The organism is Streptococcus suis, assembly GCF_024509555.1.
Classification (GTDB): Bacteria; Bacillota; Bacilli; order Lactobacillales; family Streptococcaceae; genus Streptococcus; species Streptococcus suis_AD.
The window spans coordinates 1-10,552 of the sequence record NZ_JAMWEL010000034.1 but is presented as its reverse complement, the minus strand read 5'-3'; the positions used below and the strand labels follow the sequence as shown (position 1 = coordinate 10,552).

The following is a 10,552-nucleotide window of genomic DNA, read 5'->3' as shown; positions in this document are numbered from 1 at the left end:
ACCGAGTATATTTTTTACTACAACAATAAACGCATTAAAACAAAACTAAAAGGACTTAGTCCTGTTCAGTATAGAACTAAATCCTTTCAATAATATTTTTTGTCTAACTTTTTGGGGTCAGTACAAAATAAGTTCAAGTCTTTTATGTGTCTTAGATTAGTGTTTCCAGTTTATCCACCAAGGAACCGACATAAGCAATAGTTTCTTTAAGTGGTTGGTCAGTCGAAACATCGACACCTGCGTGTTTTGCAAGGTCTTGGGCAGAAAGACTTGCACCGAGCGACAAGGTTTCCAACCATTTTTCAACAACTTCTTCAGGATGTTCTTCCAACTGTTTCGCCATAGCAGTACCGATGGTTAAACCAGCTGAGTAGGTATATGGATACAAACCAATGTAATAGTGCGGTTGACGCATCCAGATAAGACCTGCATCATCACCGATTTCAAAGTCTTCACCCCAGAATTCCTTGATGACATCCAACTTGATTTGGCAGAGAATATCACCATTGAGGTATTCTTCATTGTCCAAACGAGTGTAGACTTCACGTTGGAAGGCTGCTTCAAGCAAGTGAGTGACCATGTTGTGGAAGTAAGTACGGCTGATCAACTCGCTAATCAAGTAAGCCTGGAAGCCAGGATCTTGGTTGTTTTTCAAAAGGGTGTTACATGTCAAGACTTCATTAGCAGTAGAAGGCGCCTCAATGAAGTAGAGGGATGGATCGTAGCTGAGAACGCTTTGTTTCTTAGCCAATTGGAAATGACCAGCATGTCCCAATTCGTGAGCCAATACCAAGACCTCGTTCATCAATCCTGTCCATGAAAGGAGGATGTAAGATGGTCCATCATAAAGAGTAGCACAGAAGCCACCCGTAGCCTTACCTTCGTTTTGAGCAAAGTCAATCCAACGCTCATCAAATGATTGTTCAATCATTTTCACGTAGTCCTCACCAAGAATACCCAAGCAGTCAATCAAGAATTGTTTGGATTCTTCAGGAGTGATGCGTTGGTTGTATTCAGATGGTAGACTGATTTTCAAGTCAGCATGTGTGATCTTGTCCAATCCATGAGCCTTAGCAACCAATTTCACAAAGCGACGCATGTGAGGTGCCAATTCCTTCATGATGACATCAATCTGACGATCGAAGAGATCACGAGAGACATTTTGACGATGCAAGAGGAAGTCAATTGTGCTGTCAAAACCACGCAAGCGAGCTTCGATTTGCTCGTTTTTGATATGTGACAAATAAGTTGCTGCAGTTGTATTCTTGTATTTTTTTAAGGTTGAATAGAAACCAGCAGCTGAATTGCGACGGATTTCGGTATCATGGCTGAGTTCATAATCATTTTCAAAGAGAACATAGCTATTACCAAGCGTTTGACCATTTGCCTCGAAGTTTTCAAAGGTCATATCTTCAAACTTGGTCACACCGTAATTATTATATGGCTGACCAAAGGTTGGAGCAAAATTTGATAAAAGTTCTTCTTGAAGTGGGTGCAGTTGATGCGGCTTGTCACGGAGAATACCATCAAAGAAAGCAGCCCATTGTGGTTGTTCCTCTTTTAATTCAAGAAGAAAGGCTTCATCTAACTGACCAAGTTCAGAATAGAGGAAATCACGTTTTGGAAGAGTCTTAGCTGCAACCAAGTCATATTCGTTGGCAAGGCTAGCAAGTTCGGTATTCATCTTATCGACTTCGAGTGGAAGAAACGCATAGTGAGAAAGTCTGCTATCAAGAATGACAATGGTTTCATATTCTTTAAGAGCAGCTACTATGGTTTCCTTGTCTGTTAGTTTTCCTTTGAAGTTTGTTTCGAAAGCGGTGACTTGATTTGCATAAGTAATCAAATTTTCTTTGTAATTTTCAGGTGTTGGGAATAACAAATCGGTATTCCAAGTTAATTGCACATCAATTTCTTGACGCTTTGGCATTGCAGAAGTCATATATTTCTCCTTTTTTTATTGATAGCTACATTATAACATAAGAATTGGTTTGAGGAAAAATAATGTTAGACCAATTTATGAAAAGAAAACTTGACAAAATGCGCAAAAACCTAGATAATAGAAGTATGAAAGGGTTTACTGAAAACCGGAAAGGAGTTAGATATGCAGGTTATTAAACGAAGTGGTGAAATTGTAGAATTCGACCCAGAAAAGATTTACCAAGCCATTATTAAGGCAGCTCAAACTGTATATGTAATCGACGATACATGGCGGAAAAACCTAGCTCAAGTGACGAAGAAAGTCGTGCTTGATTTAGAAGAAGCTCATACAGAACGTCCAACCATTAGCATGGTTCAGTCACAAGTTGAACATCGCTTATTGGATGCAGGCTATATTACCATTGCTGAACATTATATTTCTTATCGTTTGCAACGTGATTTGGAACGAAATGGCTATGCAGATAAGATTGTTGTACATCTGCGATTTGAACAGATTCGATAAAATGAAGAAGAGTGGGGAGTAATCAACTTCCTGCTTTTTTGTAGGTATAGTCAAAAGTTATAACGAGCAATATGTAAACTGTATTTGTTCGATTTTCCAGCTTAGCGTATAATAATAGGTAGCCCCTATGTAGCTAGTGTATCCCTTAGATCGTGCCTGAGGGATTCTTTGTTGTCATGAAAACAATGGTTAAATGTATTCACTTTCAAACAAGGAACTTTGGAGTAGGCTTTGCTAGAGCAAGCCAAATACGACCATATCTCAAAGCTAGTTCAATTGGTCGAATCCTAAAATAAAATGTGTACTGACAGTATGAACGACTGTAGTAGGTGAAATTCAGCACCTAAAAGACGATTTCCGTTTCGGTAATCGTTTTTTTTATTATGGCTTCAAGATTCTAGATGAAGGTCTGCAACAAAACAAATAGCTAACTTGATTTCCGATAGGAATACAGTAGCTCTACGTCTTTTTATCTTCTCGAAGTGAAACCAAATTGTGTTAGTAGATTTAAATGTACTACCTACCAGACAATCTATAAGCTATCCTTATAGATGAATAAAAAATTCTAATACCAACTATTGAGGGAATTAATTGCTATATCAACAAAAATTTGATATGTTAATCTTGTGGTATATGGATATATCAAACAACTAAAAAGATGGGAGGGTTAGTTATTTTATCTAGAGCTGCAATGGCGGAATTTCCCTCTAGATAGATATATCGATATAGCTATAATAGTCTGTTGGTTGACGTAACTACTGTATCCAACGATCCGTTAACTTGTCGGCAAGTTGGTAATCAAAAGTGGAGATTCCTCACATGAGCAGTTTATAAAATGAAATCAACAGACGTAATCCCAAGTTTATACTTGCTTATAGAAATACTAGGAGGTATTTAATGCGTAAATCACGAAAGAATAGGTTTGATTGGTATAGTGTCAGTCAACGATTTTCCATTCGGAAGTACCATATTGGTGCTGTGAGTGTTTTGTTGGGTTCTTGCTTGCTTTTAAATGGCATTCAAGCAGCAGCAGAAACTCAGGTTGCTGAAAATACTCAGCCACAAGTGGAACTGGTTACAGAGGCTAGCCCAGGTGGAGCAGTAAAGGCCGCTAGACAGGTAACCTTTACTTATAAAGTTGTTTTTGTCGATAGTAATGGATTAACTATCAAAGAAGACACTCTGACACATAGCATTTCAACTACCGAAGAAAAGGCTACCTATAGCCATACTTTGTCTAATCTTCTTCTTCCAGAAGGGTATAGTCTCGCAAGTAATCAAGACAATAAATTAACAGTTACTCTTCTTGAAGGTGAAGTTCCGACGGTTTACCTCAACCTCGATGTGCTTCAAGTAGTTGAGGAAGAGGTTGTTGAAGAAACACCAGTCGCTCCACCTGCAGAAGAAGCAGGAACGAAAGAAGAACAGGTAACTGAAAAAGTGGAAGAGCCAACTCTCGAAACTGCTGAAGAGGTAAAACCAGAGGAGAAAGTTGTTGCTGAAGTTCCACAATCTCCAGCCAGCGAGACAGTCAGAGCAGCAGTTGTTCCAACTGAGCCAACTAATCCAGTCGCTCAACCAATTGTCCCAACAAGTGTTGAAGAAGCCAAACATGTCCTTGAACAAGTCACCTCTGAGGCAGAGGTTTTATCTAGTCAGGCAGAACGCTTGGTAGCGACCTCAGACCAAGAGAATGAAGCCTTAAAAACAGTTGCTGCTGCCACAAAACTAACAGCCACTGAGGCAACGGTTACTCTGAATGATTCCAAGGCTACTCTTGAAATCGTCAATGCTAAAATCGATGCCGTTCGTACCAATGTTGAAGCACTCGTCCTTGAACTACGTAAGTTCTTGGGTACAGATGTTATTGAGATTTCATTGACTAATGTCACTGACATGAATGACGCAACTAACAGACCAGGTTACTGGACAGAGAATGAAGAAGTTCTCAACAAAGAAGCGGCAACGGCAACAGCCACGACAAAACCTCAAGAGCAACGTATTCCTGCTGGATACGCTGTTGACCCTACAGAAGGCCGTATTACTTTCTTGATTTATAGTTTGTCAGCTCCAGATGAAGATGTTAAAGTTGCACCTGGTACGAAATCAGGATCATATAATCACCGTTACGGAACAGATTACTATATCACCCTCTCTATGGATCGGGTTAAAACAACCGGTAATATCTATGCTCGTTTGGTAAGTAAACAAAATGGCTTTATAGAAGAGATTGAAATCCCAGAAAATACTGCCCGTCATCAATTCCAAACAATTGCAAATGGACCGAAAAATCTAGATCCTTTTACTTACCGAATGTCATTAACTACGATGCCATTTACGGATTCAACAGGTCAACAAACAAGCGTTAGATATGTGAATATCAACTCTGGACGGGGTCAGAACGGTAAAGGTTCGGTTGCTTATTCACTTCTAACAGATGATAGCACATCTTATAACAGTTATACTGGTCTGGCACCGGGATATCTGCCTGCTCAGGTTACTAGCTATTATGTTAAAGAAACTGAACGTCGTGCACAAGAACTTCTTGCAAGTTACACTCACGTAGCCATGGTTTCGGGGGATTCCTTTACAATTTCTGATGCAGCCAAGTTTGCAAATTATGAATTGATTGAGGCTCCAGTTATTAAAGATACACCAGTTTCTACGAACTACTCAGTTGGTACCCCACTTATCCAATACTTCCCTACTTCTAAGACTGCAAGGGTTATCTATGTCACAAAAGAAGATGGTACTTCACGTTTCCTAAACTTTGTATTAAACCCTGATCATCCTGATTTTATCGAGAACTATAAAAACTACGCTTCAATGTCGCCAGTAAATTTTGTTGCGAATGGTGGTGCAGAAGCCTTAGATTTTACAAATCGTATCGCGATTGTCAATAAATACCTAGCTGAAATTGAAGCAGTTAATGCAGATACTAGCTTAACAAGTGATCAACAAGCTAGTCGTTTGGCGGAAATCCGTGCTAACTATGCTTCCGAAATCAACACAGATGATAACAAGTTCTTGCTGACATTTGTATCTACAGAAGCAGAAACACTTACTGCCAATGACGGACCAGATGCAGTTACTGGCTTAACAACTTGGAATCACACCGTAAAAAATTACTATACATACATTGCAGATGGTAAAGTTGCTACAACAATCGCACTTAAGCTTGATTCGTATTTGTCAGACCCAATGGTTGACTGGAGACCAACTGCTCCAACTAAAGATGGTATAAAACTTCTTAGTAAGACGGAGGTAGACGATAAAGGCCTACCAAAACGTGTAAGTATTACCGTTAATAAAGATGGTGTTGAAGAAGCAGAGAATGCAGATCTACAAACAAACATCATCGCTATGTTCAATATGTTGACTGCGAATGAGAACAATCAGAATTACTATTACGCTGAAAAGGGTGGGGTGAAGGTCTACTATGTAGACACTGCTGGTACAGAATTGAAAGATCCTCAATTTGTTTTTGAACATGCGGATACGAATACAGCTTATGATACAAAATCAAAACTAGTTGATAAGATTGAAAAAGTAGGTACGGATGGCACAACATCAGTCTACTACTATAAGGAAGTGGATGCGGCAGACCTCAAGCCTGTTTCTCAAAATACAGATACTGAAAAACGTTCGATTGTTAAAATTACAGATGAAGTTGGTATTGTTGAGCGAGACACTCTGAAAGAATTGACTTATGTCTATGAACTAGCTGGTAGCGTGAATGTAAATTACGTTGATATTGATGGTAATAAATTGTTAGGTACAGACGGTGCTGGCAAGGTAGTTGCTGAAAAAGTTGCAGATACTGTCAATGCCAAAGCTGGTACGGAATATAACACTATTATTGATAATAGACCTGCAACAATTATCACTGCAGATGGTAAGACATATGAATTGGCTCCGGCTGGTACACATCCTGTAGGTACGGTTGAAGCGGATCATCATTTGTCAGTAAGCAATGTGACTGAGGTAACAGGTGTTCACGAAGCAACTGGCTCAGTCGCCTCTGGTATTACCAAAGAAATTACCTTTGTCTATAAGGAAGTAACAGGCGATGTTATCGTTTATTATAAAGATATTCAAGGGAACTTGATTTCTGGTGTAACCAACAAAGGTACAGCTAGTCAAGGGACAACTGAAAGCAAGGTATATGACAGCCAAAACGCCTCAACAACTAATACTGGAACAGGTTATAACACTACGGATTTGAAACCAACCACTATTACAACGGCAGATGGTAAAACCTATCGTATTGTTGAACATCTGACCAAAGGTGAAGAAGAAGGTGATATTAAGACTACTCCAACTGAAGTAACCTACTATTATCAACTTGTAACTGGTGATGTGGTGGTTAACTATGAGAATACCGATGGTAAGACCATTGCACCGCAAAAAGTGGATGTAAATAATGGTAACATTGGTGATGCCTACGATACACGTGACGAAGGCGACAAACCAGAGAAGATTGTTGAAGAAGGTACAGGCGATGTTTACTACATCAAACCAGCTGGTACGGAAGTGAAAACGGGTAATGGTCTTTCTGGCGAAACAGGTAGAGTCGTTGAAGGCACAACGCAAGTAACCTACATCTATGAAAAAGCTGGTAATGTGAAGATCAACTACATTCTTGACGATGCTGCGGGTACAACGCTGAAAGATTCTGTCATGGATGAAGAAAACGCTAAGCCAGGTACTGCTTACGATACGACTGACGAAGGCGATAAGCCGGAAACAATTTCTAAAGACGGCAAGTTGTATAGACTAAAAGAAGTCAAAGCAGATTCGGCAGCTGAAAATGGTGATACTGCTAAGATTGTTGCTGGTGAAACGCTTGAAGTGACTTATGTTTATACTGAGGTTAAGAGTGATGTAGTTGTTGAATACTACGATACAGAAGGTAATCTTTTGACTGGTAAGACAGATACCGGTGGCAACGTAGACAAGCGAGTGACAGATACTACTCAAGCCTCTGTTGGTACACCATATAATACGGATGAAGACCACAGACCGGCTACGATTACCACAGCTGATGGAACCATTTATCATTACATTGAGTTGAAAAAAGGTTCTGATCAACCTGAAGGAACTGTGGCAGAAACAACTACCACTGTTCAGTATGTATATGCTAAAGCTGGAAGTGTTGTCATTCGTTATGTCAAGGAAGATGACAAAGGTATCCAATCAGAGTTGCAACCAAATGTTCTTGATGAAGACAATGTCAAACCAGGAACTCCTTATGATACAACTGATGAAGGCAACAAGCCAACCACTATCACAACTGAAGACGGTAAGACTTATACCCTTGTTCGCAATGAGGGTCATGATGAAACCGGTGAAGTTGCTGCTGGTGAAACCAAAGAAATTACTTATGTTTACAAGGAAGTAACAGGTAAGGTTGTTGTTAACTTCAAATCTACCTCTGGTGAAAAGTTACAAGATCAGAGAACCGATACCGAGGAAGGCTCAACAGGTCGTGATTATAATACGAAGGAAGATGGTGAAGTACCACCGACAATTACAAAAGATGGTAAGCTTTATCGACTAGTTCCAAACGTGAAAGATGGTAATCCGACTGGTAAGGTAACTCCTGGAACAACTGAAGTGACCTATTATTATCAACTTGTGACTGGTGATGTGGTTGTTAACTATGAAAATACTGATGGCAAGGTCATTGCACCACAAGTTGTGGATGTGAATGATGGCAACATTGGTGAGAATTATACAACGACTGATCACAAGCCAGAAAAGATTGTGGAAGATGGTACGGGCGATGTTTACTACATCAAGCCGGCTGGTACAGAAGTCAAGGTTGGTGACGGTCTATCTGGTGAAACTGGTCAGGTTGTTGAAGGTACAACGCAAGTAACCTACATCTATGAAAAAGCTGGCAATGTCAAGATTAACTACATTCTTGATGACGCTGCTGGAACACCGTTGCAAGATTCTGTCATGGATGAAGAAAACGCTAAGCCAGGTACTGCTTACGATACGACTGACGAAGGCGATAAGCCGGAAACCATTTCTAAAGACGGCAATCTATACCGTTTGAAAGAAGTCAAGGCAGATTCTGCAGCTGAAAATGGTGATACTGCTAAGATTGTTGCTGGTGAAACACTAGAGGTGACTTATGTTTATACTAAAGTTACAGGCTCTGTCGTGATTAACTATGTGGCAGAGGTTCCAGCTGAAGACGGCACAGTAACACGTGTGACAATTAAGACAAGTGTTACGGATGAAGATCAAGTAACACCAGGTAAGCCTTATGACACGACAGACGAGGGGGATAAGCCAACCACTATCACTACTGAAGATGGTAAGACCTACGAATTGGTTCGTCATGAAGGAGATGAAACTGGTACAGTAGTAGAAGGTGAGACCAAAGAAGTTACCTATGTCTATAAGGAAGTAACAGGTAAGGTTGTTGTTAACTTCAAATCTACCTCTGGTGAACCGTTACAAGATCCAAGAACCGACACAGAGGAAGGTTCAACAGGCCGTGATTATAATACGGAGGAAGATGGTGAAGTACCACCGACAATTACAAAAGATGGTAAGCTTTATCGACTAGTTCCAAACGTGAAAGATGGTAATTCGACTGGTAAAGTGACTCCTGGAACTACTGAAGTGACCTATTACTACGAGCCAGTACTTGGCGATGTCATCATCAAGTATACTGATACAGAAGGTAACACTCTAAAAGATACAGTTATTGATGAGGATGATGTCATTGTTGGTACAGACTTCGATACGACCAACGAGGGTGACAAGCCAGAAGTTATTACAAATAGCAATGGTAAGTATGTACTAGTGCCTAGTCTGACAACCGCAACAGATCCGACAGGTACAGATACTACTGAAACTGGTAAGGTACTGGAAGGTACAACAACGATTACTTATGTTTACCAAAAAGTAGCCAACTGGATTCCACTCATTCCGAATGTACCAGAGAATGAGCGTCCTAAGACAGAATACCCATTTGACCCAACTGAGCCAGATAAGGAAATTCCGTCTATCCCAACCAACCCAACTACGGACAAACCAGTTATCCCTCATGTACCGGGCTACACTCCAGTAGATCCGAAGGACAATACTCCGTTGAAACCTGTCGATCCAGAAGATCCAAGCAAGGGCTACGTTCCACCAACTCCAGAAACACCAGGTGAGGATACGCTCATTCCGTATGTGCCTGTTAAGGGTGATGTGGTCATCAACTATGTGGATACTGATGGCAATATTCTGAAGTCACCTGTTACAGATGAGGATGATGTTCTAGCAGGTACTAAGTACGACACGACAGACGAAGGCGACAAACCAACTGAAATCGTTCGTAATGGTGACAAGTATGTTCTTGTACCGTCTAAGACGACTGCGGTTGATCCAGCTGGTAAGTCAGTGGAAGAAACAGGCAACGTGGTTGAAGGCACAACAACGATTACCTACGTTTACCAAAAAGTAGCTAACTGGATTCCACTCATTCCGAATGTACCAGAGAATAAACGTCCTAAGACAGAATACCCATTTGACCCAACTGAGCCAGATAAGGAAATTCCGTCTATTCCAACCAATCCGACAACAGATCAACCAGTCATTCCGCACGTACCGGGTTACACCCCAGTCGATCCGAAGGACAATACTCCGTTGACACCTGTTGATCCAGAAGATCCAAGCAAGGGCTACGTTCCACCAACTCCAGAAACACCAGGTGTGGATACCTTGATTCCTTACGTGCCTGTCAAGGGTGATGTGGTAATTAAGTATGTTGATACAGACGGCAATACTCTTAAGGATTCTGTTACAGATGAGGATGATGTTCTAGCAGGTACTAAGTACGACACGACAGACGAAGGTGACAAACCAACTGAAATCGTTCGTAATGGTGACAAGTATGTTCTTGTACCGTCTAAGACGACTGCGGTTGATCCAGCTGGTAAGTCAGTGGAAGAAACAGGCAACGTGGTTGAAGGTACAACAACGATTACTTATGTTTACCAAAAAGTAGCTAACTGGATTCCACTCATTCCGAATGTACCAGAGAATAAACGTCCTAAGACAGAATACCCATTTGACCCAACTGAGCCAGATAAGGAAATTCCG

Annotated in this window: 4 protein-coding genes; 3 read left to right on the top strand and 1 reads right to left on the bottom strand. The window is 40.7% G+C overall.

Going from position 1 to position 10,552, the window contains the following annotated elements; translation table 11 throughout:
• The coding region (locus NF418_RS10160) for an IS3 family transposase (RefSeq protein WP_141600250.1) at positions 1-93 on the top strand (93 nt) is incomplete at its 5' end.
• A gap of 58 nt (positions 94-151) precedes the next feature.
• Here the strand turns inward: NF418_RS10160 and pepF are convergent.
• A complete protein-coding gene (gene pepF / locus NF418_RS10155; protein ID WP_256779515.1) occupies positions 152-1,942 on the bottom strand; it encodes an oligoendopeptidase F in 1,791 nt (596 codons plus the stop codon).
• A 162-nt stretch (positions 1,943-2,104) separates the two neighbouring features.
• Between pepF and NF418_RS10150 the strand changes: the two genes are divergently transcribed.
• Both NF418_RS10150 and NF418_RS10145 read left to right on the top strand, forming a co-directional pair.
• Positions 2,105-2,443, top strand: a complete 339-nt coding sequence (locus NF418_RS10150) for an ATP cone domain-containing protein (RefSeq protein WP_105109201.1) — start codon at positions 2,105-2,107, stop codon at positions 2,441-2,443.
• Positions 2,444-3,340: 897 nt separating this feature from the next.
• Positions 3,341-10,552: MucBP domain-containing protein (locus tag NF418_RS10145; RefSeq protein ID WP_256779513.1), on the top strand; the 7,212-nt coding region annotated here is incomplete at its 3' end.